The following is a 26,301-nucleotide window of genomic DNA, read 5'->3' on the forward strand; positions in this document are numbered from 1 at the left end:
AAGGTGGCCTTTTCTTTTTAGCTCTGTCGAAGGCTTACTGGAGCAGAGACAGTACCTGCTGGGGAGCGGCATTGGCCTGCGCCAGCATGGAAGTACCAGCCTGCTGCAATACCTGAGCACGGGACAGGTTTGCTGATTCCTGTGCAAAGTCAGCGTCTTCGATACGTGAACGAGCTGCAGACACGTTCTCGGAGATGTTGGACAGGTTATTCATAGTGAAGTCCAGACGGTTCTGAACCGCACCCAAATCACCGCGAGTCTCGTTGATCTTTTCCAGCGCGTTATCGATTGCGCCAATTGCTTTCTGAGCACCTGCAGCAGTACTGATGTCGATGTTGGCAATAGATGAGCCATCTTCACCGCCGCCGTAAGTACCCACCTTCAAGCCCGAATTGGCAATATTACCTGTAGACCCGTTGGAAACAGTAATCTCGCTATCAGACTTGAGAGTAAACTCACCAATAAAGGTAGAGTTTGCTGCCACACCAACTTCGGAGCCGTTGGTAACATTCAGTTCAATATTACGGCCATCTTCGGCAATCAGCTGCACACCGCCGCCTGCGGTAGTGCCGTCTTCACCTGTATCGACAGCAGTCACGCCTGTTTGATCAGAAATAGCATTCACTGCATCAACGAAAGTCTGACGGTTAATGCTGTTGTCTGTGGTACTTGTGAATGCTTGAATTGAAACACCGTTGATGGTGCCGGACACCGCTGCACTACCTGCATTGGTCTGAGCTGTATCGTTATTAACGATATTTTCATTTACGACAGCTGTAACACCTGTCTTGTCAGAGACCTCGTTAATGGCAGCAGCTTTGGAAATCGCACTCGCATCCTTATTGACACTAGAGGCTGTATCATCAACAGCTGACGAGGCACCAATAGACACGCCATTGATCACAACATCTCCGGCAACCAGCGCTGTTGTACTGTCATTCAAATTTGAAGAAACCTGAGAAGCGGCGCCACTGTAGGAGCCTTCCTGGAAACCAGCATCAGCAGCACTACCTGTTGCGCCAGATTCAATAGTGATATCACTTCCACTGTCAGAAACAAGCGTTACAGTGCCAGTAGCAATTCGAGCCGCGCCATCATTACCACCCAGACCAGTCTGAGCGGATGTGACACCAGCAAGCTCCAAGGCAATATTACGGCCGTCATCAGCAACCAAAGTGATACCGCCATCGTCACTGTCGGTGTTGACGGCACGGACACCAGTACGATCACTTTCAGCGTTAATTGCGTCAGTAATCGCAGCACGGGTAGTTGCGGCATCTGCGGTAGTTTCAACGCTGATTGCAACGCCGTTTACAGTAACGGTACCAGCCGCGTCACCCGCGGTCATTGATGCACCGCCAAGAGTAGTTTCACCTACGACTGCAGTAACGCCTGTCTGGTCCGATTTTTCATTGATTGCCGCAGCAGTAGAAAGAGCACTGCCAGTTTTACCCGCTGAAGATGCATTGTCTGCTGAAGAGTCAGCTGCATCAATGGAAACACCATTAATAACCAGGTCACCGGTGCCCAGCTGAGTCATATTTGTAACCGCAGTGGCAACATCTGCTCCATCTGCAGTCCGGCTAATTGAACCAACACCCGCAGAATCGGAAACACCCAAGTTTTCAGAGTCAAGTGCACCGATGCTGAAATCAATAGTCTGATTCGCTTCTGAGCCAACCTGCAGAGAGATATCTCCCAACGTACCGTCAAGAATTTTTTGACCGTTGAAGCTGGTAGTTTCAGCAATTCGAGTCAGTTCTTCTTTCAGCTGTTCAACTTCGGCATTCAAGGTTGAGCGGTTACCAGTATCATAGGTTCCGTTCGCGGACTGGATTGACAGCTCACGCATACGCTGAAGAATGTTGGTAGACTCGTCCAGTGCACCTTCCGCGGTCTGGATCAGAGAAACACCATCATTAGCGTTACGAACCGCCTGATCCAAGCCTCGGACCTGAGAGGTCATACGGTTTGCGATGGACAGACCTGCCGCGTCGTCAGCAGCGGAGTTGATCCGCTTACCACTGGTCAGGCGCTCCATCGAGGTGTTCAGGTCATTCTGGCTCTTGTTCAGCTGATTCTGAGCATTGAGCGACATGATGTTTGAGTTGATTACCATTGCCATGAGTCGTTCTCCTCAATAGGGCAGCCTGTTCGGCCATTGTGCAATGAAGTATAAATTGAGCAGCATTGTCTGCTTGTGATCCTGTTATCGGCACCCTGCAGCAGGGCTTTAGAAAAAATTCAGATTGATTTCACACCTCTGCTTGGATCGAGAGAAGTTCCACAGGATCCACGCCAGTAGTTACTCCAGAACAGCGCATCTAGCGTTCATTTAAATGGAATTTTTAAGTAACCTTTGAGCAAAGATAAGGGCAGGATCTAATTCATGGCTAAGAAAGCGCGTAACAGGAAACAACAAGCAACAAGAACTGCTCAGACGAATCAGGGGCAGAGTCTGTTAAAGCAGCTAGAACAGCAGTGCAAACGCCTCCCTAACAATCCCGCCGTTTGGAAAGGGCTTGCAGCCTGGCACTTACAAGAGGGTGACATCGCACGTGCCTTATCACCAGCGAAACGTGCATTTGAACTAGCCCCTGAAGATGCATCTATTGCGGTGCAATACGCTGCAGCACTTCGCAGAGCCGACCAAATAAACAAAGCAATTGAAGTCTTATCACTGGCATATAACACCAACCAAAAAGATGCAAAGCTCTGTAATGACCTTGCACTTATGCATTACAACATAGGCCAATACCAAGCAGCCCTGAACGTCTGCGACTCTTGCTTGGGAACGAACCTCGAGCAACCAGGGTTACTTCAGCTAAAAGCCTCAGCCCTAAAGGCCCTTCACCGGCTGGAAAAAGCCAAAGGCTTATTTGAACACCTTGCCAAACTCCAGCCAGCCGACTTCAGGCACTGGATGGACATTGGTAATATTGAACGAGATCTGGGCAATCTGGATCGCGCTCTAGAGTGCTATCAGCAGGCGATGACACTCAGCGGCGATGATGCTTCAGCGTACTCAAATTACCTGACAACCTTGCACTATCATCCAGACAAATCCAGAGACGAAATTTTTAAAGCCTGCAAGTTATGGCAAGAACAATACGCTCCTGCATGGCAGGAAACAGAGCATAAGCATCTCAGCATGGAGCCGGAAAAGAAGCTCCGTATTGGTTTGATATCGGATGGTTTCAAACGCAGCCCAGTAGGACAGATGATAACCTCGGTTCTGGAAGCCTTCCCAAAAGAACAAGCAGACTTTATTGCATTCAGTAGCAATGATGCGAGAGACGACATCACTACTCGTATAGCAAATTGCTGTAGTGAATGGCACCGTATAACACAGCTGTTTGGTCCTGAGCTATTTGAGCATATAAAAAGCCAAAAAATCGACATCCTTATAGACCTTGCAGGACACAATAACGGCTCCAGAATGTCAGCTATTGCAATGAAGCCTGCCCCCATTATCATAAAATGGGTCGGTGGCCTCATTAACACCACGGCAGTGGATGCCATCGACTACTTGCTCAGTGACCACATTGAGACGCCGACAGGGCACGATCAATATTATACAGAAAAACTGATCAAAATGCCTCATGACTATATTTGTTATGATCCCCCAGAATACACACCTGCTGTCAATACGCTACCAGCACTAAATAACGAATACATAACTTTCGGTTGTTTTAACAATCCAACTAAAATAAATAAAGTCATACTTTCGTGCTGGGCTGACATCATGCACTTGACGCCCAATTCACGTTTGTTGTTAAAAAGCTTCCAATTTAATAGTCCTGAGTTAGTAAAACGCATAACCCAAGAAATGGAAGCTATGGGAATAGACAAGGACCGACTTATTCTGGAAGGACCGTCCCCACACCAAGAGCTTCTGCGCTCATATAACCGTGTTGATATAGCATTAGATACTTGGCCATATTCGGGTGGACTTACAACTTGTGAAGCCATGTTAATGGGCGTCCCTGTTGTGACTTGTACAGGGCCAACTTTTGCAGGTCGACATTCTGCATCACATATCAAGAACGCAGGTATGTACGAGCTAGTTACTGACAGTTTTTCCCAATATAAGACCAGGGTTTTAGAACTGACATCAGACTTATCCAGCCTATCTATAATAAGAGAAAACTTGCGTACAATATTTTTACAATCTAATGTTTGTGCAGATAAGGAGTACGCAAATACACTTTCTATTGTGTTAAGAACAATTTGGAGAAGACATGCTAAAGGACTTGCCACGGAAAGCATTTCTTGCACAGAGACACGTGATAAAGTCCAGCAAGATTTATCACCCCCCCTTCAAAGTGAAGAGAAAAAAAGTAGAGAAATCTCATCAATCAACCCTAACAAGAAAACTTTTGTCCATTTATGCTTTAATAATATGCACAGTGAACCACTTCTAGACACTCTGAGTAATGGAAAATATATAGAAGATTATAATAGTATTATCTTTATTGAAAAGACACGAGCAGTGGTCAACTATGATGTAGATATAACGAAAAACAATTCAGCATATTTTTTTAATGCCTCAGATGATCTACACGATGTCATAAAAACGTGTCTACATTCAAACGTTACAGCCGTTTTTATTCATGGAATATTCTTTGAATGGCAACTTAAAGCAATTGAAAAGATAAATGGGGAAAAACCATGTATATGGACATTATGGGGAGGTGATCTATATGGCAATTTGAATAACAATGATTTTATTGGATTTGTGAATAATAATATTAGTTACGTAGCAACTAGCCTCGATGATGAGATTAGAATTTTCAATGATACGTTTTCACCCAAGCCATCTTTAGAAATAAAATATGACTTTGGGTACGAAGACATATCTGTTCCAGAAATAAAAGAAAAATTAATCTTTGTTGGTAATAGCGGAGACCCATCAAATAACCATATTGATATTCTGAGGTCACTCGCTTTAAAACAAGACATAAAAAACTACACTGTTATAATTCCGTATACATACAATGGAAATGATGAGTCACTCATTAGCATTAAAGAAGAAATTAAAAACCTAGGTATAAAAAATGTTCACATTTTAACAAAACATATAAAAAAATCTGATTACTACAAGGTTTTAGGGTCTGCAGAAATCTATATATCGGCTCATAACAGACAACAAGGATTTGGGCATGTTGCTGCATGTTTTTATTTTGGTGTCAGCGTGGTAATGAGAAAAGAAATAACGGTTTCAGGGCTTAAGTCATTAAACCCAGTATGGTCTCGAGTAATTCTGAAGCAAGGTTTTTTTGCGCATGACTATGAGGAATTTAAAAAAGCCCATACAATTGAAAGCATGAATAATTCTGAGCTTACCCAAAGAAACAAATCACTATCACGTAGAATATATGGAAGACAATCCTCTGCCGATACTTTTGCTCAAGCATATAAGCAATTATCTGATGCAGTGTGATACCTCCCATTTCAATCAGGTAAGCTGTAAGCCTGCCCATGGCAGCCTATAAAGAATTCAATGTGACCGCACACGCCATATCAGATGACCTTGCAAGCGGCCACACTATTCGAGAATAAAGCGATTCAATGCGGGCTTCCAATTTCAGATCTACAACGTAGATTTACTGGAAGCCTGCTGTGCAGTGAGGGGGACTACTTTCAGTTCACTGTCATCCTTTAAGAAGAGCTTCCGCCGCATGTTATCAATGCAGGGGGTCACTCAATAATCGTAGGAGTTACACAATCAGATTTACAGGCCCGATGTAAGGGTACTTACCGGTAAAAAAGTTCTACCTGCTCAATCACGCGATCAACCTCTTCGAATGTAATGCCATACCATAGAGGCAATCTCAGCAAGCATTCGCTGCCAGAGGTTGTGTATAGGTCATAGCCAGAAAAGTAGCCATACCTTTGCCCGGCCAATGAGCTGTGTAAGGGGGTATAATGAAACGTCGCCTGTATCCCTTGTGTAGCTAAATATTGTCGCAATGTTTCGCGCTCAGAAAGACTATGAGCCTTCAGGTAGAATATGTGGCCATTGTGCCGACAGGATGGCGGCACCCTTGGCAGCCTAAGTTTTCCACTATTGGCCAGAGCAAGCAGGCCATCATAATAACGCTGCCAAACCGCTAGGCGGTATTGGGTGATCTCTTCAGCCCCTTCCAGCTGCGCCCACAAATATGCGGCCTGCAGGTCTGAAGCCAGATGACTGCCGCCAACATCAACCCAGCTGTACTTATCCACCTCCCCCCGAATGAACTGACTGCGGTTGGTGCCTTTTTCCCGAATGATTTCAGCACGCTCAATGAAACGACTGTCATTGACGATCAACAGCCCACCTTCTCCTCCACTGCTGATGTTTTTGGTCTCGTGGAAACTCAAGGTACCCAGATGACCAATACTTCCAAGGCTCTGCCCCTTGTAGCTAGACAGTATCCCCTGAGCCGCATCCTCGATCACAACCAGCCCGTAGCGCTCGGCAACCGACAGGATAGCCTCCATGTTGCAACCCACTCCGGCATAGTGAACCGGTACTATCGCTCGGGTCTTATCCGTTACCGCCGCTTCGATCTTGCTCGCATCAATGTTCATGGTGTCCGGGCACACATCGACGAAAACAATTCTAGCCCCACGCAAGACAAAGGCATTGGCCGTACTGACAAATGTGAAGCTTGGCATGATGACCTCGTCCCCGGCCTGGATATCCGCCAGAATTGCCGCCATTTCCAGTGCTGACGTGCACGAGGGAGTCATCAGCACCCTCTGGGCGGGTAGCTGCCGTTCAAACCAGCCATGACAGCGCTGGGTATAGTTACCATCGCCAGCCAAGCGATGGTCATGGATGGCCGAAAGGACATATTGCTCTTCCTTGCCGGTGTGAGGGGGGTTGTTAAAAGGAATGTTCATTCACTGAAGCTCTTCATGTACCTTCTTGCGTCCGGGCCGGTATTGAACAACAGGTCAAGAATTGTTACGCCATGTTCAAATGGAGGGTAAAGCTGGGGGTATTCAGGGTAGCCGCCATAGTCCATCCATTCAACCGTTACTCCCATGCTTTGGGCAAGGCCTTCATCGAAATAGGCCTGCGCGGTCGGGCCACTCAGATAGGCTGTACCGCCGACTTGCTTGCAAATATCCAATAGCCGCTCAGTACGCCCCTGTTCCATAACAAAGTCCGAGGAGTTCAGTATCGTTGTACCAATGCCAAGAATACGATTTATCAGGGAAATAGCTTCTTTGTTGATATCACTGAGGTATTTATGGCCGCAGCTCAGATAAAACATCTCAAACTGTTCGGCATAGAGCGAAAAATAAGGCGTTTTCCCGTATAGACGCTTTATTTCCTCCCAGTGCCGAATATTCCAAAGCGGATCTGACACTTGGGTTTCATTAATTTTCTGAAGATATTTCCCTTTGACATCAACGGGAATTGTCAACCACTTCACGCCCGTGGATGTTTTGACCTTGTTTCGATTTCTCCAGTCACGCCTTGTATATTGGACATCATCGTACAGCACAAAAACGTCAACCGAATTGATCAAGTCAAAGTACCCTTTCCAGGGTATGTAGTTCGATTGAGAGATAGCAACCCTTTTCATTTTTCGGCTGCTATATAGCCATTTCGATACAAATCATATAACTCAGGATGAACGCCCCAATCCTTCGCTCCTAAGCTGTCATGGAATGACTCGACCTCAGTTCGTATGCTTTCTGTCAGCTCAGCCAGCATGGCGCTCTTGGGCGGCACAAAGTCATGCTGATACATGGCACTCAGTTTATGCTTTACAATTTCGGTAACCGCTTTCTCACGGGTATATGTCCTGATCAGTGCTCTTTCAGGCTTCCACTCCGAGAAAAGCTCATCAAGCTCAGAGTTTCCATTCAACAGCAGGTCGGAAATATAGTCGGAGAGAATGGGTGACATGTGAAACCCGTCGCGCTTGGTCCCACTGGCAACGACCAGGTTTTCAATGCTTAACTTCCCCAGTACAGGGTAAGTATCCTCACTGGTTGGTCTCCAGCCCACACGCGGGTTGACCAATTCTGCATTGTAGAAATCTCTGTTCAACTGCTCCATGGTCCCTTTCATCAGGCTTTCAAGGCTGCCGATTCTGGGATAATCCAATGCATAGTCCGCCACATAATTACTGGCACCGATGACAACAGTATCCTGGGTCCGAGGGGCACTATAAATACCGCAGGCCAACCCCCTGTTCGGGGTTCGAACGCAGTTTGAGAGCTTCGATTCCCGGGGCCGTATTTCGATGGAAACACCGCTGCCATAGAATATTTTTGGCATTTCAACATCAATGCCTGAGTCAGACATCAGCTTGGTAAGATTGGCTCCGAGGGCAAGCAAGTAGCTATCGGCCTTAACACACTCACCAGACCTCAGTTGTACCGAGGATATTATCCCTGATGTCATCTCCAGCGATGCCGCGCAGTCATCGATAAAACTGACCCCCATATTTTCCAGAGCACATTCGACATACTGAATGACTTGTTCACTGTTGACGAAGTTCTCACGCTCAATATAAATCGCGCGCAGTGCCCGCCCTGATGCTGCAGGCGAATAACCCGGTATCTCCGTAGGCCTGACCCACTGGTAAGCCTCATTAAACTCTTCAAGGTAATCGACAATGGCATCAAAGCTTTCGTCTTCTGAAACGTCCGTGCTGCCGTTATTCAGCACAAAGGTGCCTTTGCCAATGCCAGGTCTGGAGACCTCATACTCGGGCATTTCAGCAAGGAAATCGCTCCAGGCACGGGCAGCTAACTGGCTTACACTAAATTTCTTGCGGTCGATAGGATGGTCAAGAGATCCCATAACCAGTTCAGCAAAGCTATTGAGCATCGCTGGAGCAGCAAGAGACGCAGACCCTGTACGTGCCTTGGGCCCGATGATGGTCACCCTGGCAGCAGGGTTTTTCTGAAGGACTCTCCAGGCAGAAGCAAGCGACAGAATCCCATTACCAACAATTGCAATCCGGTCCATCACGACTCCTTAACAAAGTAAACAAGAGAAGGATAGGTCTTGCACATTTTAAGGGTACCCTTGATTTTTTCAGCTATAAGCTCAAGGTATACTCGACTTTCAGCTTGAATTTCTTCACGACCAAATTGCCATAACGCAATAACACCACCGTTGTTTAACCGAGGCAGTATTGATCGCATCACTTTTTCCGTAGGTTCATAACAGTTCAAATCGAAAAAAACATGAGAAAGCGTTAGACCGGGGTTTTGGGACAGGACTTCATCGATTTTTTCATCAGCTAACCCCCTAATTACTTTATGTTTCCCATTTATGCTACCCAAGACATTATTTCGCTCATGGATATTTAGAAGTTTACCAAGTAAAACTTCATAATTTTCCTCAACGGAATATTTCCCATCCGATATATTATCGACTTGGACCTCCTCTTGGGTGAACCCAGAGTAGCCTTCGAACGTATCAAAGGCATAGATACGCCTTTGCGTATTCATAGGCTCATAAACAGCTCTCAGGTTTTCGCATAGTACGGGAATCATGCCCCGCCAAGTGCCAAAATCCATGATGCACCCAGGGGTTTTCATACCAGCCAGAAACACTTCCTGAACTGCCAGAACCCTGGCTAGCAGCGACGCTCTCATGAACAGAGGAAGACTTCTTTCCAACTCATTTTGGGGAGCCTGGTAGCTTTGATACAGCTCGAATAACTCGTCTCGTGCCTGTAACTGGCCAATGTCGGACGATGTAAAAACACTGGGATCATAGCTCATGTGATCAAGTCCTCACTATGATCGTAAATTCATATAGATCATAGTCATGTATAAGTGATACGTTTCTTGAATACTTGGTTTTACACAAGTGGAAAAGATCAAGAGCGTTAGCATAGTAAAGATCGGGTCTTTTCTTGTCTTCGTCTGAATAACTTGTCAAGCAGTTAAATGCGAACCCCTTCTTACTGCTTTCAAACAGGTTATCCAGTACACTCTCGACATATTCACTCCATGCCTCGTCATCCATACCCAGCCGTACGTTAAAGATTCCACTGGCAACAGAATAGTCTGCCCCCTGCTGTATGCTGGCAGACTTGGTCAGCTGCATATCGGTATCGGGGTAAGCCTTAATGCACTCCACCAGCATTTTTTCGGATATGTCATAGCCGCTATAGGCCACCTCATAACCTCTGTCCACCAAGTAGCCATAGAGAGCACCGTAACCGCAGCCCAAGTCATTCAGCGAGAACACAGTATCCGTCTTGAACAGGGGCAGAAACTGCTCAAACCTTAATGCATGCCCCTGCTCATCCTTCCAGTCCACCCCTTTTGAGCTAGCACCATGCTGCGTAATTTTTCCGGTGTAGTACTGATTTATAGGTGACAAATCTATCGTCATAGCGTTACAACTCGCTCCAGATATTGTCCATAAATGCTGCTGGACAGTCTTTCAGCGGCCATGAGCACATCCTGATCTGAAATCCAGCCCTGGCGCCAAGCAATTTCTTCGAGGCAGGCGATCTTGAAACCTTGCCGCTTCTCAATAGTTTCCACAAACTGGGCGGCCTCCAGCAAACTTTCATGGGTGCCCGTATCCAGCCATGCAAAACCACGCCCTAGCAGCTCAACATTCAGGGAGCCTCGCTGGAGGTAAGCTTGGTTGATACTGGTGATCTCCAGCTCTCCCCGGTTCGACGGAACAACAGACCTGGCGATTTCGATAACCTCATTGTCATAGAAATAGAGGCCGGTGACAGCATAGTTCGATTTGGGCTGCAGCGGCTTTTCCTCAATAGAAATCGCCCGATAGCCCGTATCAAATTCCACGACACCAAACCTTTCAGGATCCTTTACCTGATAACCAAAAACCGTCGCGCCTTGCGTACGGGCGACCGCTTCACGTAACTTGGGTGTAAATCCCTGGCCATAAAAAATATTGTCGCCCAGCACAAGACATACCCTGTCACCGCCGATAAAGTCTTCACCTATGGTAAAAGCCTGGGCCAAGCCATCCGGGTTTGGCTGGACCGCATAGCTCAGCTCTATGCCAAACTCTCTGCCATCGCCCAGCAGTCGTTCAAAGCTGTGGATATCTTCGGGAGTGGTAATAAGAAGAATTTCCCGGATTCCAGCCAGCATCAGGACAGACAAGGGGTAGTAGACCATAGGCTTGTCGTAAATGGGCAAGAGTTGCTTGGACACTCCTTTGGTAATCGGGTAGAGGCGTGTACCGCTGCCTCCTGCGAGAATGATACCTTTCATCACTGCCCTCCTGTTTACGCAGGCGTGTTATTTTCAACGACACGTTGGCACCATTCGAGATTATTCAGATACCAGCGAACCGTCTTTTCTATCCCGCTTTCGAATGTTTCCTGCGGTACCCAGCCCAGAGTGCGCTGAATTTTTCCGGTATCAATGGCATAGCGACGATCATGGCCGGCCCTATCTTCAACATGTTGGATCAGGTCCCGATATTTGATGGCACCTTCGTGCATATGGGTGGCAGAGATTACCGGGGGTAACAGCTTCTGCAGTATGTCGCAGATCACCCCGACAACTTCTATATTTCGTTTCTCACTGTGGCCACCAATGTTATAGGTTTCGCCAACATTACCCCGGGTAATCACCGCATATAGCGCCCTGACATGATCGTCCACGTATAGCCAGTCACGAATCTGATTTCCTGTACCATAAACAGGTATTGGCTTGCCACTGAGAGCATTCAAGATCACCAACGGGATCAGCTTTTCCGGGTACTGACAGGGACCATAGTTGTTGGAACAGTTTGACACCAGAACCGGCAAACCATAGGTTCTTCCCCAAGCCCTAATCAAGTGATCTGAACTGGCCTTGCTGGCAGAGTAAGGTGAACTGGGCGCATAGGCAGTCTCTTCCCGGAAGAGATGCTCGCGAGCCTGCGGATCATCATCCGGGTGTGGCAGGTCACCATATACTTCATCTGTAGACACATGGTGAAAACGGAAAGTAATCTGCCTATCAGGGGACAACTGCTGCCAATACTCCCTGCTCACGTCCAGCATTGTATAGGTACCGACCACATTGGTTTCTATAAAAGCTGCAGGACCGTCAATCGAACGGTCAACGTGACTTTCAGCTGCAAGGTGCATGACCATGTCGGGCTGGTAATGATTAAAAATTTCTTTTACTGCTCTACGGTCACAGACATCTGCCTGTTCAAAGGCATAACGATTTGAGTCAGCAACTGAAACCAGATTGAGATCATTGCCAGCATAGGTGAGTTTATCGAGGTTGACTACACAGTGCTGTGTCGATTGAATGAGATAGCGGATCAAGGCAGATCCAATAAAGCCTGCGCCGCCGGTAACCAAAATTTGCACTGCCGTAGACCTCTCTTTTTTGAATTCAATCTATTGAATAAAAAGACAAAAATTCAACGACGCTCTTTCACCATGATATTAAGAAGGCCTAAAAGCTGATGAAACCAATTCAGGAATGTGCTCTTAGACTACTACAATCCACCCTGGCTCTTGTTGACGCGGCCAAGGCAGGAGAACTCAGTAGTATCGATAGTATTCAACAGCAACGTCAGCATCTCATTGCCGAACTTGATCTCCTCAGCCACCAACCGGACGATGAAGAAACTCTGCTTCAGATCCGGCGAATCATTGAGCAGTCTCGTGAGCTGGAAAACCAAGCTTCATCTCTTCTTCAGCAGCAACGAGATGAAGCTAACCGGACACTTAGTAAACTCAAGGTCAGCAAAAAGGCCCGTAAAGCATATGGTGAGTTTTGAATTCCCTAAATGTAGTTAAAAAGACTCATTTCTTTAATTTTTGAGAAGCTTTGATATGCAGCTCCCAGCACATTTTGCTGAAGCGCAAAACGGCTTATAGCCTCTGCATAGTCAAGGTCTTCGAACGATGACAATGTTTCCTTAGTAAACAGCTGGTAGTCAGTATTAACGGTTTCCTGCTGTTCCAATGCGTTGATACGGGCGCCCAGCGAGGTCCTCGCCTGAATATTGCTTTCTTCTGCCTGGGTTAGCGTATCCAGCGTATCAGCTACTAAGGTTCGAAATGCTTCTTTTTGTTCAGGGTCGCTCAAGTCCAGGCCTTCTAGACCTTCTTGCAATTTCAGCGCTATGTTCAACGGATTAGTCTTCTCTGCGCGCAAGTCTACTTCGGCACTGAAGGGGCCCGTCGGCGCTGGGGGCACACTTGGATTTATCCCCAGGCTGATGCCTAATTCATTGCCTAGCTGGTTTTGCGGGTCGGTAGGATCAGCACTGTTATCAAACAAAACAGTGCCTGCAGCATCTTCGATAAGAAGCGTAGGCGGTACAGTACTTGTATCCTGCACGGTGATATCAAGCGGCAGCTCCTTATCAGCCATGACCTCTTCCAACTTATCCCGATTAACCAGGGATACACCGTTGAGAACACCTTCAGGGTTATTGCTGACATAGGGCAGCTCTGGGGCCTGAATTTGCTCAAACAGCTTCTGGCCGGAATCGGTAGACGCGATTCGATTGTCCGGGCCTACTTGAATCAATCGTTGCCCACTATCGCCCTGAAAAACATATTGTTCTGATGCTTCATCATAGGCATAGGCAGCCGTATCGCCCTTGTAGCCTGAAAAGAGATACTCTCCCTGAACATCCTTGGTGTTCATCAGACCAAGCATTTGCTGAGTCATCTCGTCAACTTCTGCCGCGAGCGACTTCCTGTCAGCTGCGGTTAAGACTTCACTACCAGCCTTAATGGTAATCTCTCGCAAACGAATATTGATATTGTTCAACTGATCCAGCGCAATTTCTTCCTGCTCAAGGCGGCGCTGGGAAACATCGATATTGCCCTGGAATTGGTCATTACGGGCAATCTCTTTCTTCAACTTTATGATCTGCGCTGCAGCCAAAGGATCATCGGACGGCTGTAAAACGTTTTTACCCGTGGATAATTGCTGTTGTGTCTTGAACAGGTCAGCGTTGTTCCGACTGATATTATCCAGGTTGGACATGAAGACTTGAGAAGTTGAAATACGCATAAGGCCTCCGTTTACACAGCGCCAATCAGGGCATCGAATATGGTTTGAGAGGCTCTGATCAGCTGGGCTGAAGCCGAATAGGCCTGCTGAAACTGGATCAGTTTGGTCGCCTCTTCGTCCAAGTTGACACCACTAATGCTTGAGCGAGCTTGTATATTACTATCCAGCACAGACTTGCTTGCCTGAGCATTAATTTGTGCCACAGCGGTCTGGGTCCCAACTCGCTCAATCAATTGACCATATCGGTCCTGATAAGAGGCATTATCCACCGTTGTTTTGTCAAACTGGAGATCCGACATGATCAGTGCATTTCGGTTATCTGAAACGCCACCTTCGTTATATGTAACATCAAAGGTATCGCCCGCAGCCGGCTGATTGTTAATCACGACCTCATAACCGTAATCAGCTGGTAATTGCAGTGGTTCCCCGGCTGCAAATACCTGAGGCTGGATAGGCGTCAACGGGTCAGCATCGTCGTCAATTTCGACGGGGTTACTGAGGTCTGTCACATCAAATACGCGATATACCGTCTCTACATTTCCAGACCCAGCCGGAACCTCCGCCTCACTGAATTCAATACGAATGGGTGGAGTGAGTACCTGGCTGTCTTGATCAACACTCGCTTCCAAGACAGCACGATCAATGACAGCAATACTGGCTACACCAGTTCCTGCATTGCTGCCATTAGCTTCTACTTTTACCGGTGCCGCCAATGCAAGATCACGGGCGTCCTGTATCACAGTATCAATATCTGAAGCAGCCGTTCGCATCGGTTGGATCAGGTACTGATCGCCAGATGCGAAACCTCCACTCTGGGGCTCCATCGATAAGGTGAAGCCATCAACACGCAATGTCAGCTCGCCCGTCGTAGCATCAACATGAAACTCTCGATCAGCATCCACATCGGAAGAGGCTCCCATCTCCTGATTGAAATCGGACGAGTCCCAACGTTTTCCGTCACTCTCGCGAATGAGTGTAAAGTCATCCTCAGAGTTCATCACCAGGCGATATTCACTGGCCTTCAGCTCACCAGTATCTTCAATACGAACCAGCGCACTACTGATGTTGGCTGTATTTCGACCATCACTCAGAACACGGTTACTCATGGCAGAGGCGGAATTGATATCAGTGAACAATCGTCCACCCAACTCACCATCCAAATCCATACCCTGCATATGCTGCTGGTTCATGGTGTCAGCAAACGCAAGCGTGATAACGCCAACTTGATCTCGAGCTGTATCCAAAATGGTGTCACGGTAGTCCAACAAACCACCAATTTCGCCACCACCGATCTGGCCAGTAATATCACTGATATTATTGCCGATTCTGAGCGAAATATTACGTTTACTGGCATCAGCAGGGTCTTGGGTAGCCACCAGTTCGTTGGCATCTTTTCCAATGACCAAGGGTTCGCCATTACCGACAAATACGCTCATCGCACCCGTGCCGGTATCTTCGATAGTCGTAAAATTTACCAGCTCCGCCAACTGATCAAGCGCGGCATCACGTTTATCCAGTAACTCATTTACCTCTGTGCCAGCAGCTGATGCAATGCGAAGCTTATCGTTAATCTGTGCAAGGTTACGTGCCACTGCGTTTACTTCGGACGCCCCACTTTCCAGACGACCATTCAGGCTTTCATTCTGACGGGACAGGTTCGCATCCATATCGTTCAGCCGCTGTACCAATGCCTGAGCTTCAGCGACAAAAAGTTCACGATTGGGAATACTGGTAGGGTCATCCACAGCGGTCTGTAGCGCACCGAAATAGTTATCCATGGCTGTGGATATACTGGTGGCTTCCGAAGCAAGAAGGTTATCCAGTTCTTCCGCGTAGGTTTTGTAGATATCAGAGCTGTTATAGGAGGAAGAGTCTGCCCAGATCTGCTTGTTGAGGAACTGGTCGGCGATGCGCGCAATGTCGTAGACCTCCACGCCACCTATGTTTTCACGCGAAGCAAACTCCGGGCGTTGGCGACTATAGCCATCCGTATTGACGTTGGCGATGTTCTGACCGACGACGTTCAGGGCTGTTTGATTGGATGTCAGTGCCTGGCTACCCAGGTTCAGCAAACCGTAACTCATAGTTCCTCCGGTGACCGGCTCCACTGCCGATCAGACATGTATCTTATCGGCCAGACATCAGCCTTCTTGAGCGTTCTGACCCAGCGCTGCCAGCAGATCACCGTTAAAAATGCGCTCGATTTTATTGGCGTATTCCGGGTCAGTCGCATAGCCGGCAGCATGCAGTTCACGTACAAAACTACTCGGATCTTCAGCCTGCTCCAGGGCTTGCTGGTAGCGTGGGTTGCTCTGCAGGAAATCCACGTAATCATTGAAGCTGCCTGCATAGTCTTGATAGGCACGGAAGCGAGCCTGTTCCCTCTCCGGCACACCACCACGGTATTCCAGTGTCTGCACTTGAACGGCATCACCTTGCCAGCGACTGTCGGCCTTGATGTTGAACAGGTTAAAACTGCTCTTGCCGCTTCCAGTGTCACGGGTAACGAACTTGCCCCAGCCTGTTTCCAGTGCCGCTTGCGCCAACAGGACTGTAGGTGCGACCCCCAATGCATTGGCAGCCTTTTCGGCCAGCGGCATTAATGCCTGTACAAACTCAGCAGGGGTTTCAAAACGCTGATGCTGTGTTTGCTGTTCACTCTCTGATTGAGCTGAGGCGACTTCCGGCTTTGACTCATCATCAACCGGATCACCAGTTTCATTCTCATTGGCGCTGGTTTCAGCAACCGGCGCAGTATAGGCAAAACCGGCTGGCTGGCTGACCGGCCCCGTATTAAGGGCACGGTTTAACATCTGCTCTGTCAGGTTCTGCTTGGATGCATCTTCGTCTTCGTGGTCTGAAGAGGGGCTGACTACTCCATCAGCTCTCTGACTCAGCTGCTTAACGATGATATCGGCCAAGCCAATGCTATCTTTGCGCGCCAGGTCCAGCGTCATCTGCTGGTCGAACATTTCCTGATAAAACTTCACATCACCCGAGTTGAACGGGCTATCTGAGGCCAAGACATCACTGGCCTGACGCATGCTCTTGAGCATCATGTTCATGAAAAGCTGCTCAAACTCTTTCGCTACGCCTTTAAGCGCAGCCTGCTCATCACTACCCGCCTGGTTCTTAAGCTGACTCAGCTGGTTCAGATCGGTATAGAGCCCTGCTGTGGATGGGTCAAAGCCACTTTTAATCGCCATCAGATCACCACCAGTTCAGCCTTGAGCGCGCCGGCCTGTTTAAGCGCTTCCAGAATCGCCATCAAATCGCCCGGTGCAGCACCAACCTGATTCACCGCTTCTACGATGTCACTCAGGGTTGCACCCGGTGCAAACTCGAACATGCGCCCAGAGCCTTCGTCGATTTCAATTTCACTGCGCGGAGTCACTACAGTCTGACCACCGCCCAGTACATTGGGCTGGTTCACATCCAGGTTTTCGCTGATCGCCACTGTCAGACCACCATGGGTAATGGCGACGGGTGACACACGCACATTCGAGCCAATAATGATGGTACCGGTGCGGGAATTGATGATGACCTTGGCAGTCTCCTGGCCTGGGTCTACTTCCAGGTTTTCCAATACAGAAAGAAAGGATACGCGCTGTGAGGGGTCGCGGGGTGCTCGGACACGAATAGACGCCGCATCCAGCGCCTGCGCCATATCCGGGCCCAGCAAGCCATTAATCTGTTCGGCAACGCGTCGTGCGGTGGTGAAATCTGGATGATTAAGGTTGAACATCAGGCTGTCACCACGGGCAAAGGCATTGGGTACGGTGCGTTCGACCGTGGCGCCATTTGGGATTCGGCCGACACTGGGAACATTCACCGACAGGCGCGAACCGTCATTGCCTTCAGCACCAAAGCCCGACACTACCAGGTTCCCTTGTGCCATCGCGTAAATGTTGCCGTCAGCACCTTTCAAGGGCGCCATCAGCAGACTGCCACCCCTGAGGCTATCTGCATCTCCGATGGTTGATACCGTGATATCAATGGTCTGGCCCGGTTTGGCAAATGGCGGAAGCTGAGCATGAATCGCCACGGCGGCGATATTATCGGAGTCCGGATCTACCCCATCCGGAATCGCAACACCAAAGTTGTTAAGCATGTTGCGGAAGGTCTGTGACGTGAAGTTGGTACCATCACCTGTGCCATCCAGACCTACAACCAGACCATAGCCCACCAGCTGGTTGCTGCGCACCCCCGCCACGCTGGTAATGTCTTTTAAACGCTCTGCTTGTACTGAAAATGCAGTGAGCGTGAGAACCAAGACAGCTGTAAGTGACTTCAATAGAGTACGCATGTCAGACTCCTCAGAACGGCCAAAGCGGGCTGATAAAAAAACGTGACATCCAGCCCATCACATTGGCGTCATGTGCAGCACCCGTGCCGCTGTAGGAAATGCGCGCATCAGCCAGACGGGTAGACTCTACGCTGTTGTTCGGCCCGATATCCTGGCGTCTGACCAACCCGCTGATGCGAATGTACTCATCGCCCTGGTTCAACGTCAGCCACTTTTCACCGCGTACAAGCATGGTGCCATTGGGTAACACCTGGTGGACCGTAACGGTAATATTACCACTCAGGCTGTTACTCATATCAGAGCTGCCATCGCCATCGAAGCTGCTGCTGGACTCGGCTGAAGCACTGAGCGGATTACCAAACACACTCAGATCTCGGCCCAGCACATTAGGTGCGCCAATAGAGAGACTGTTGTCTTTGCCCACTGAAGTCGATGCACTCTTTGACGACTGGGTGTTTTCGGTCAGCTCAACCGTCAGAATATCGCCCACACGATAGGCCCGGCCGTCACTGTACAGATCCATGCCCGCACCGGCCTGGTAAATGGCCCCATCAATTGCCTTGGGTTGCTGCATTTGTGCAGGCTGGATTGGCGCATAATAGGGATTATCCGGCTCAGGCGGCTTATTCACACACCCAGCCAGCCCTGTTACAGCCAACAAAACACCTACCCGCATCAACGATTTCATTCTCACACCCCAGGACTTAATACGTTAGAGCTGCTGGCTTACGTAGCCAAGCATTTCATCCGCTGTAGAAATGACTTTGGAGTTCATTTCATAGGCACGCTGAGTGGTAATCATATCCACCAGTTCTTCCACTGCATTAACATTGGAGCCTTCCAGCATGCCCTGTTTCATAATGCCCCGACCGTCTTCACCCGGCACACCAATAATGGGCGCGCCACTGGCGCCGGTTTCTGTAAACAGGTTTTGGCCTATTGCCAGCAGCCCCTGCGGATTCACAAAGTCAGCTGTTTCCAGCTGCCCCAGAACGGTAGGCTCAGGGTCTCCGGCCACTGATACGCTGACAGTGCCATCACCACCCACCGAGAAGTTGGTCACTTCTCCTGGAAGGGTAATCTCTGGCTCAATCGGATACCCCTCTGCCGTCACCAAGCGGTTTTCGCTGTCCAAGTGCAGCTCACCGTTGCGGGTATAACCAATTTCGCCGTTAGGCATCTGCACCTGCAGAAAACCACGGCCATTTATCGCCAGATCAAAAGGCTGGTCGGTGATCTGCATATCGCCGGTAAAGAAGAGCTTCTGAGTACCTACCGTGCGAACCCCGCTGCCGACCTGTAAACCTGACGGCAGTTGAGAGTCGGCGCCGGTCTCGGCACCTGGCTGACGGCGCACCTGATACAGCAGATCTTCAAATTCCAGGCGATCTTTTTTAAAACCAACGGTACTGACATTTGCCAGGTTATTGGAGATGACCTTGAGCTGGGTATCCTGAGCGCTCAGGCCTGTTTTTGCGACGTGCAGTGCACCATGCATGTTGTTAACTCCTTATCAGCTCAGGCTCAGCACTTCGGCGGCCTTGGATGAATTCTCTTCGGCGGTTTTCATCATTTTCACCTGCATTTCGAACTGGCGAGACAGGCTGATCATCGATGTCAGATCATCCACCGCATTTACGTTACTGGCTTCCAGGTAACCGGAACGTACTTGCACATTCAGTCCGGGCGGCAAAGGCACATCGTTATCAGTATGCATAAAGCCATCCTGCCCCTTGTACAAGGCGCCTTGCTCAGGCTGAACCAGCTTAAGCTGGTCAATCAACGCAATATCCACCGCATTCTCGCCCAGGGGACGAATGGAAATGCTGCCGTCCGTTGCGATTTCAACTTTTTCCGCAGGGGGTATCACGATGGGCGCACCGCCGGCACCCATAACCGGCAAGCCACTGCCCGTTACCAACTGATTGGCGGCATTGATCTGCAGAGCACCGTTACGGGTATAAACTTCATTACCATCAGGACCAATCACCGCCAACCAGCCATCACCATCTACAGCAATATCCAGATCACGCCCCGTTTGCATCAAGGTGCCGGATTCCATATTGCTGCCTGGGCGCTCGCTCATGGAATACACGCGCGACTCATAGCCATCGCCTAATACACGCATGGAACGGGCCTGTTCAAGATCACTCTTGAAGGCAGTGGTAGTGGCATTAGCCAGATTGTTGGCATGTGCCTGCTGGGCCCGCATGTTTTCGCGTGCGCCCGTCATGGCAACGTAAAGTACCTTGTCCATCAACTGCTCCGGTAAAGGATTGCCGTTTTGGTGGCTTTAGCAGATATAAAGCAAAGTACATGCCATAAACGAAAAAACCGGGCCAAAGCCCGGTTTAGTAGAATTCGATACTGCCGAATTGTTAGATCTGCAGAATCGCCTGTGTAATCGTGTTCATGGTTTCCAGCGTCTTGGAGTTGGCCTGGTAGTTACGCTGACCTTCAATCAGCTTCACCAACTCTTCAGACAGGTCCACGTTCGACGCTTCAAGGGCAGCAGAGCGGAGCGTGCCATTCAGGCCGGTACCTGGAGGGTTAACAATTGCAGCACCGGAGTCCAATGTCGCTATCCACTCGGTATCACCGCTCGGCTGCAGGCCATCCTGGTTTTCGAAAGTAGCCAATGCCACAACACCCAGGGACTGGTTTTCACCATTGCTGTATGAAGCAATCATTTCACCAGTACCGGCAAATGTCACCCCAATCAGGTCACCTTTGGTATAGCCATCCTGCTGTGATGCTTTCACAATAGAAGCTGATGCGAACTGAGTAGTACCCGCCAGATCCAGGGAAATTTCTGTCAGCTCATTGGCCGGATCAGCACCGCTGATCGTAATTGATGGCACCTGGCCACCAGCCGGGAAATCTTCGCCATTAATAGATTGCAGCAAACCATTCGAGGGGTTAAAGCTGATCAAAATAGGTCCAGGCTCACTCTCCAGCCCTTCACCCGGATCCTGCAGCTTACCGATATCCAACAGCTCTTCATTGTTAAGGTAAGCATACATGCGATAGTTACCCTGATAGCTGTTATCGCCCTGCACCACTGAATCAAAGCCAATTGCCTGGTCGGTCACCTGTCCACTGGCATTATTAATGGTTTGATCACCGATAACCAAATCGCCAGAAGCCGCAGGAATTGCCGCATCGGTGGAAATTTTGGGAATAAAATTGTTCGCACTGTCATCCACATTACCTTCATCAGCCTTGAAGCGGATGGTGAAAGTCGGAACTGTGCCACTGGTATCGATCGCAATGGATTCAACTTCCGGGTTGCGGTCCAGAATCTGGGCTTCCCGGTTTTTAATGGCCGTTACAATTTCTTCGGCATTATCTGTAGAGGAGATAGGGATGCTGACACCAGCAATTTCTATACTGCCATCCACACCGAGCTCGGTACTTTTGTCACCATTGATAGAAATGTTGTAAGTACGCGTTTCATTGGCGTCACGGTACATGTCATCAACATCGGTATTAATTTGGGTCGCTTCTGCCAGAGCGCCATCCCGCACTACAAGGTCACCCAGGTCACTCGCCCAGGATTTAAGCTCGAAACTCAAACGCCCTGTTGCAGCATCATAATTCAAGGTCGACAAATCAATTCGATCATCAGCCAAAGCCAGATCATCATAACCGGTCGTCGTTGGGGAATTATCAATCAAAGCACCTGTTGCAGCATCGAAATCACCTGCTACAAGGGTTACACCTGAAATGGTTGGGTATCCTGCTGCCGGATCCAGCGCATAGTCATATACCTGACGCACCGGGCGCTGCTCGGCAAAGTTATACTTGATGGTGTGCTCGTTACCCAGACTATCAAAGGTTCGATCAGTCGTAGTGTAGGTAAAAGAACCTGGCTCATCCTTGTTGTATACAGGTAGAAGGCCCCCTGCATCTTCTCGTGAGTCAATGTTAAACGACAAATCAATATTTTCTGTTGCCTTGGGCGGACTTTCCTTTTCCGTCACCTTCATGTTCTCTACCGGCAACCGGTTACCGTCGGCATCCAACCCATAACCCTGCAAGAACTTACCGGTTTTGGAGACAATATTACCTTCTTTATCCAGCTCAAATGCGCCAGAGCGTGTATATGTCACGCCACCCTGACCATCATCCAGTTTAAAAAAACCTGAACCATTGATCGCCAGATCAAGGTTATTGTTGGTGAATTCGATGGTACCGGCACTGAAATCCTGCGCGATATCGGTAACCGTCACACCTGACCCCGGGGTATTCGAGGAGCCAGCGCCAACAACAGCGGTTGAATAGATGTCTCCGAACTCGGTGCGGGAGGCTTTAAAACCAACAGTGCTTGAGTTGGCGATGTTGTTACCGGCCACATCCAGCATGGTAGTAGATGCCTTCAGACCTGTAACTGCTGTACTGAAACCTGCCATAATTCTGTCCTCGCTTAACCGAGCTGTTTCACATCACTCATATCGATAGAACCGATATTGGTGTTCACTTTCATACCAATTCCGTTCTGCCCCAGAGTGACGCTATTAATGTTGAAACCCATGTACGTGGCCACTTCTTCGTAGCTGCCATCAGCTCCTGTAGCCGCTTCGGCAACAATCTTGTAATTGCCTGCCGGCAAGTCCTCATGAGCCTGCCATACAAAGTTATGATCACCAGCAGGCATTGCCCCCATGCTGACCTGATCGACCAGGTTGTTACTGCCGTCCATGATGGAGATGCGAATATCACCAGCGCTGATATCGGTGGAAACCAGGCCATCGACTGTACCGCCCTGCTGCGGTAACTGGGCAATATTGGTATTTACATAGGCTCGCTGCCCCACCATGGAAGAAGCCTGCAGCGCAGCCTGACTACTGAGCATGGTGCTACTCATGTTTTCCATAGTGCTGGCAAGATTCTGGATACTTTCCACGTTGCTGAGGGTTGAAATCTGCTGCATGAAATCAGCCGGATCAGCAGGGCTGGTCGGATCCTGGTTCTGAAGCTGTGCAATAAGCAGCTTCATGAACATCTGGCTGTCTTCAGACTGACTATCCAAGGCCTTTGACTGGCTCTGGTTTGTCTGGTTGATCTGGTCGTAAATATTGTTATTGCCGACGCCGTTTACGTTACTCATGGCGCAATCCTCTTACTGCCTTACTGGCCCAGCGTCAGCGTACGCTGCAGCATCTGTTTGGCCGTATTCATAATATCGGCGTTGATCTGGAAAGAGCGGGACGCCGATATCATGTCCGCCATCTCTTCAACCACATTCACATTGGGGTAGTACACGTAGCCGCGCTCGTCCGCCATCGGGTGGTTGGGTTCGTATGCCATGCGCAGCGGCGCTTCACTTTCCACGATTTCGTCAATCTGAACACCCTGCCCCGGCACCAGCGACTGATAATCTTCCGGCATCTGCTCCTGGGTGATTTCCTTGAGCGAGAACACCGGCTTGCGAGCACGGTAGGTCTCTTCTTCGCTGGAGCTGACACTTTCGGCATTGGCCATGTTGCTGGCCGTGGTGTTAAGACGCACAGTCTGGGCAGTCATGGCGGAGCCGGCGATGTCGAATACATTACTCAGTGACATGCTTATTCACCCTTGATCGCAGATGTCAGTCCCTTGAACTTGCTGTTCAGGAACTGGAAAGAAGCCTGGTAGCGGATGGCGTTATCGGTGTAACGCGCCATTTCTTCCTGCAGCTCGACCGTATTGCCGTCCACCGATGGCTGAACCGCTGTACGGAACATCAAGTCCGCTGCGGTGTCAGGTGACAGAAATGCATCCTGGTGCCCGGTTGAGGTCTGCTCCAGAGACAGTTCATAGCTATCGCTTTGCTCACCGGCCAAAACGGCAGCAAAGTCGATATCACGTGCCTTGAAGTTGGGGGTATCTGCGTTGGCAATGTTGTTGGCCAGCACTTCTGCACGGCGGCCACGTAATGCCAGCGCATCATCATGTACACCCAGTGCTGAATCGAAGTTGATCGCCATTCACATGCCTCCAGAAGATTGCCGCTACCCGTTTTGCCATTAAATAAAGCAATCAGCATGCCAACAGAGAAGAATCACGTTATTACTGGGCTATAGCGAAACCGGAGGAGTAAATGACGGCAAATGGAGGTAAAAAGCGGCAAGAGCGGGCCGGCAAGGCGGCAAGAGCGGCACTTGCCGCTCTGAATGAGATCAGATCGCCTGGTAGATAATACCCGGACGGCAGTGGATCATTTTGTAGAGGTCGTTCAGTCCGGACAGGGATTCTGAAGCTCCCAGCAGAAGGTAGCCGCCAGGACGCAGCTGTTTGTGCATCTTGCGCAGAATCTCCAACTTCACATCGGAGGAAAAATAGATCAGCACATTTCGACAAAAGATCAGGTCGAACTGACCCAGAGTACTGTACTGCCCCAGCAGGTTCAGGCTCTGGAAACGTACACGGCTCTTGATGTTCGGCTTCACCGTCCAACTACCCTGAGGCGAGGACTGGAAGAACTTGTGCAGGCGATCCTGAGACAGCCCGCGTCCCAGAGCCAGCATTTCATATTCACCACGTCGTGCCTGTTCAAGCACCGTGGAAGAGATATCGGTCGCCAGAATTTCTTCGCCAGACGAAAATGAACCTGGATTGCCCTGCTTGAACTCGTCAATCACCATGCTGATTGAATAGGGCTCTTGCCCCGTCGAGCAGGCCGCTGACCAGATACGCAGTTTCTGGAATCGATTTTCAGCTTTCAGCTCTGGCAGCAGCTTGTTACGCAGAATTTCATAGGGATGAATATCGCGGAACCACAGGGTCTCGTTGGTGGTCATCGCATCGATGACCTGCTCCTTCAGCGTGTTGCCGCCGGGCCGGTTGAGGCGCATCACCAGGTCGCTGAGACCACCGCAGCCCTGCTGTTGCATGATCTTGCTCAAGCGGCTCTGCACCAGGTACTGCTTGTGTTCCGCCAACAGAATACCGCAGCTTTTCTCCAGAAAAGCGCTGAACTCCTTAAACTCTGTCGGCGTAATGCTGAAGCCACTGCTCACAGGCCGGGTCCCTTTGTGTATAACTTACTGTGCAGATTCGACCTGACGGATACGGTTTACCACCACACCTGCCAGATCATTGGGGTTGAACTTGGCCAGGAAGCCATCGGCACCGACCTTCTTCACCATGGAAACGTTGAAACCACCGCTTAGAGACGTATGCAAAACGACATGCAACTTGGCCATACGCGTGTCTTCCCGAATCATCGAAGTCAGCGTGTAGCCATCCATCTCCGGCATTTCGATATCGGAAATCACCATCAGGAACAGTTTTTCCACATCGACCTGACGGTCCAGCAGCTCATGCAGCATTTCCAGCGCCTGGCGGCCATTATTGGCCACGGATACCTTCACACCCAAGTCTTCAAGACTGCGCTGCATCTGGTTTCGCGCAACAGCCGAGTCATCGACAATGAGTACATGATGCTCGCGAGCACGCTCACGCACATCATGAGTTGCCACTTCATCACTCACGTCGGTGGACATGGGATAAAGATCGGCCAGGATCTGCTCTACGTCCAGAATTTCAACCAGTTTCTTCTCGTACTCAAACACGGCCGTCAGATAGTTTTCGTTGCCGATCTCCTTCGGCGGCGCCATGATCTGATCCCATTGGGTATTCAGAATACGGTCTACCTTGCGCACCATGAACGCGAGGGTGCGGCGGTTATATTCAGCAACGATGAGAAAGCACTTGGCTTGGTCTTCATGGGGGATAGGCGCCCGGCCGATCGCCTCCGAAAGGTCCAGCACCGGAATGGTCTCGCCACGAATATGCGCCATACCCTTGATAGAAGAGGTCTGTCGCGGCACTTCGGTTAGATCGGGGCATTGCAGCACTTCACGCACTTTGAACACGTTAATGCCATATCTCTGACTGGTTTCCAGGCCAAAGAGCAACAGCTCCAGGCGGTTTTGGCCCACCATCTGCGTGCGCAGGTTTACAGTATCCAGGATCCCTGACATGATCTAACCAACCCCGAGGTCGTTGATAAAAAGTTTAGC

General features: G+C 49.4%; 23 protein-coding genes. 2 read left to right on the plus strand and 21 right to left on the minus strand.

Features of this window, described 5'->3' with window-relative positions; genetic code table 11:
* Window positions 1-34: 34 nt before the first annotated feature.
* A complete protein-coding gene (locus tag BW956_RS20195) occupies window positions 35-2,125 on the minus strand; it encodes a flagellin N-terminal helical domain-containing protein (RefSeq protein WP_076465849.1) in 2,091 nt (696 codons plus the stop codon).
* 264 nt (window positions 2,126-2,389) lie between these two features.
* Between BW956_RS20195 and BW956_RS20200 the strand changes: the two genes are divergently transcribed.
* Entirely contained in the window at window positions 2,390-5,443 is a 3,054-nt protein-coding gene (locus tag BW956_RS20200) for a TDP-N-acetylfucosamine:lipid II N-acetylfucosaminyltransferase family protein (protein WP_076465852.1), read from the plus strand.
* 314 nt (window positions 5,444-5,757) lie between these two features.
* On the opposite strand, the gene rffA is transcribed toward BW956_RS20200, so the two are convergent.
* The 7 genes from rffA to rfbB are packed head-to-tail and all read right to left on the minus strand — an operon-like array spanning window position 5,758 to window position 12,323.
* Window positions 5,758-6,891 carry a dTDP-4-amino-4,6-dideoxygalactose transaminase gene (gene rffA / locus BW956_RS20205; RefSeq protein WP_076465855.1) on the minus strand — a complete coding sequence of 378 codons (1,134 nt, stop codon included), beginning with the start codon at window positions 6,889-6,891 and terminating at the stop codon, window positions 5,758-5,760.
* Complete coding sequence (locus tag BW956_RS20210; protein WP_076465857.1) at window positions 6,888-7,583, minus strand: WbqC family protein; 696 nt, start codon at window positions 7,581-7,583, stop codon at window positions 6,888-6,890. Before BW956_RS20210 ends, rffA begins: the two co-directional genes overlap by 4 nt.
* Window positions 7,580-8,980, minus strand: coding sequence for an NAD(P)/FAD-dependent oxidoreductase (locus BW956_RS20215; RefSeq protein ID WP_076465860.1), 1,401 nt, complete (start codon window positions 8,978-8,980; stop codon window positions 7,580-7,582). The genes BW956_RS20210 and BW956_RS20215 overlap by 4 nt, the downstream gene beginning before the upstream one ends.
* On the minus strand, window positions 8,980-9,744 hold the full coding sequence (locus tag BW956_RS20220) for a TylF/MycF/NovP-related O-methyltransferase (protein ID WP_076465863.1): 765 nt from the start codon (window positions 9,742-9,744) through the stop codon (window positions 8,980-8,982). The genes BW956_RS20215 and BW956_RS20220 overlap by 1 nt, the downstream gene beginning before the upstream one ends.
* Window positions 9,745-9,748: 4 nt before the next feature.
* On the minus strand, window positions 9,749-10,363 hold the full coding sequence (locus tag BW956_RS20225; protein ID WP_010325264.1) for a class I SAM-dependent methyltransferase: 615 nt from the start codon (window positions 10,361-10,363) through the stop codon (window positions 9,749-9,751).
* Window positions 10,360-11,226, minus strand: a complete 867-nt coding sequence (rfbA, locus tag BW956_RS20230; protein ID WP_076465865.1) for a glucose-1-phosphate thymidylyltransferase RfbA — start codon at window positions 11,224-11,226, stop codon at window positions 10,360-10,362. The genes BW956_RS20225 and rfbA overlap by 4 nt, the downstream gene beginning before the upstream one ends.
* A 14-nt stretch (window positions 11,227-11,240) precedes the next feature.
* The gene (rfbB, locus tag BW956_RS20235) at window positions 11,241-12,323 is read right to left on the minus strand and encodes a dTDP-glucose 4,6-dehydratase (protein WP_076465867.1); all 1,083 of its coding nucleotides are present in this window, start codon (window positions 12,321-12,323) and stop codon (window positions 11,241-11,243) included.
* A gap of 98 nt (window positions 12,324-12,421) precedes the next feature.
* On the opposite strand from rfbB, the gene BW956_RS20240 reads away from it, so the two are divergent.
* Window positions 12,422-12,739 (plus strand): flagellar protein FliT, encoded by a 318-nt coding sequence (locus BW956_RS20240; RefSeq protein WP_076465870.1) that lies wholly within the window; start codon window positions 12,422-12,424, stop codon window positions 12,737-12,739.
* 5 nt (window positions 12,740-12,744) lie between these two features.
* Here BW956_RS20240 and flgL read toward each other — a convergent pair whose 3' ends face one another.
* The 13 genes from flgL to BW956_RS20305 form a co-directional block, all read right to left on the minus strand.
* Window positions 12,745-13,989, minus strand: a complete 1,245-nt coding sequence (gene flgL / locus BW956_RS20245) for a flagellar hook-associated protein FlgL (RefSeq protein ID WP_076465873.1) — start codon at window positions 13,987-13,989, stop codon at window positions 12,745-12,747.
* A gap of 11 nt (window positions 13,990-14,000) precedes the next feature.
* On the minus strand, window positions 14,001-16,061 hold the full coding sequence (gene flgK, locus BW956_RS20250) for a flagellar hook-associated protein FlgK (protein WP_175612048.1): 2,061 nt from the start codon (window positions 16,059-16,061) through the stop codon (window positions 14,001-14,003).
* 69 nt (window positions 16,062-16,130) lie between these two features.
* Complete coding sequence (flgJ, locus tag BW956_RS20255) at window positions 16,131-17,195, minus strand: flagellar assembly peptidoglycan hydrolase FlgJ (RefSeq protein WP_076465879.1); 1,065 nt, start codon at window positions 17,193-17,195, stop codon at window positions 16,131-16,133.
* Complete coding sequence (locus BW956_RS20260) at window positions 17,195-18,295, minus strand: flagellar basal body P-ring protein FlgI (protein ID WP_076465881.1); 1,101 nt, start codon at window positions 18,293-18,295, stop codon at window positions 17,195-17,197. The genes flgJ and BW956_RS20260 overlap by 1 nt, the downstream gene beginning before the upstream one ends.
* 10 nt (window positions 18,296-18,305) lie before the next feature.
* Window positions 18,306-18,983, minus strand: coding sequence for a flagellar basal body L-ring protein FlgH (gene flgH, locus BW956_RS20265; RefSeq protein ID WP_076465884.1), 678 nt, complete (start codon window positions 18,981-18,983; stop codon window positions 18,306-18,308).
* A 24-nt stretch (window positions 18,984-19,007) separates the two neighbouring features.
* Entirely contained in the window at window positions 19,008-19,793 is a 786-nt protein-coding gene (gene flgG / locus BW956_RS20270) for a flagellar basal-body rod protein FlgG (RefSeq protein ID WP_076465886.1), read from the minus strand.
* A 15-nt stretch (window positions 19,794-19,808) separates the two neighbouring features.
* Window positions 19,809-20,552, minus strand: coding sequence for a flagellar basal-body rod protein FlgF (gene flgF, locus BW956_RS20275; protein WP_076465889.1), 744 nt, complete (start codon window positions 20,550-20,552; stop codon window positions 19,809-19,811).
* Between the two features lie 121 nt (window positions 20,553-20,673).
* Window positions 20,674-22,707, minus strand: a complete 2,034-nt coding sequence (locus tag BW956_RS20280) for a flagellar hook protein FlgE (protein ID WP_010325254.1) — start codon at window positions 22,705-22,707, stop codon at window positions 20,674-20,676.
* A 14-nt stretch (window positions 22,708-22,721) separates the two neighbouring features.
* The gene (locus tag BW956_RS20285; protein WP_010325253.1) at window positions 22,722-23,405 is read right to left on the minus strand and encodes a flagellar hook assembly protein FlgD; all 684 of its coding nucleotides are present in this window, start codon (window positions 23,403-23,405) and stop codon (window positions 22,722-22,724) included.
* Between the two features lie 20 nt (window positions 23,406-23,425).
* Entirely contained in the window at window positions 23,426-23,860 is a 435-nt protein-coding gene (gene flgC / locus BW956_RS20290; RefSeq protein ID WP_010325252.1) for a flagellar basal body rod protein FlgC, read from the minus strand.
* A gap of 2 nt (window positions 23,861-23,862) precedes the next feature.
* On the minus strand, window positions 23,863-24,264 hold the full coding sequence (gene flgB / locus BW956_RS20295; RefSeq protein ID WP_076465892.1) for a flagellar basal body rod protein FlgB: 402 nt from the start codon (window positions 24,262-24,264) through the stop codon (window positions 23,863-23,865).
* A 192-nt stretch (window positions 24,265-24,456) separates the two neighbouring features.
* Window positions 24,457-25,296, minus strand: coding sequence for a CheR family methyltransferase (locus tag BW956_RS20300; protein ID WP_010325250.1), 840 nt, complete (start codon window positions 25,294-25,296; stop codon window positions 24,457-24,459).
* Window positions 25,297-25,320: 24 nt separating this feature from the next.
* On the minus strand, window positions 25,321-26,262 hold the full coding sequence (locus BW956_RS20305; protein WP_076465895.1) for a chemotaxis protein CheV: 942 nt from the start codon (window positions 26,260-26,262) through the stop codon (window positions 25,321-25,323).
* Window positions 26,263-26,301 lie beyond the last annotated feature (39 nt).

The sequence above is a fragment of the Marinobacterium stanieri genome (genome assembly GCF_900155945.1).
GTDB classification, from domain to species: domain Bacteria; phylum Pseudomonadota; class Gammaproteobacteria; order Pseudomonadales; family Balneatricaceae; genus Marinobacterium; species Marinobacterium stanieri.